Origin of the sequence: Streptomyces sp. P9(2023) (genome assembly GCF_032436795.1) — a bacterium.
In the GTDB taxonomy this organism is placed as follows: domain Bacteria; phylum Actinomycetota; class Actinomycetes; order Streptomycetales; family Streptomycetaceae; genus Streptomyces.
In genome coordinates this window covers 1-234 of sequence record NZ_JAUPWM010000871.1, presented here as the reverse complement: position 1 = coordinate 234, position 234 = coordinate 1, and the positions used below count along the sequence as shown (strand labels likewise).

At 47.4% G+C, this 234-nt stretch carries 1 pseudogene; it reads right to left on the bottom strand.

Annotated features, from left to right (window positions below):
• A pseudogene (locus Q5762_RS39750) lies at positions 1-234 on the bottom strand (hypothetical protein); the annotation flags it as partial.

Below are 234 nucleotides of genomic sequence, written 5' to 3'. Positions count from 1 at the left end.
GCTTGTTGGAGCCAATCTTGTCCGTCAGAACTAGAATCCGCTTGACTATCAGTTTGTCCAGCGGCCGTCACAGTAAAGTCAGTTTCTGGTGTGATTGATAAGAGCCCTGACATTTCCATTTGGAAGAGTGGCGCGATTCCTCCGCTACTACTTGCTGCTAAGAGATGTTGTGATGAGTCGTCAAAGCCCATCCAAGTGGCAACAACAATATTCGGTGTATACCCTATCATCCAC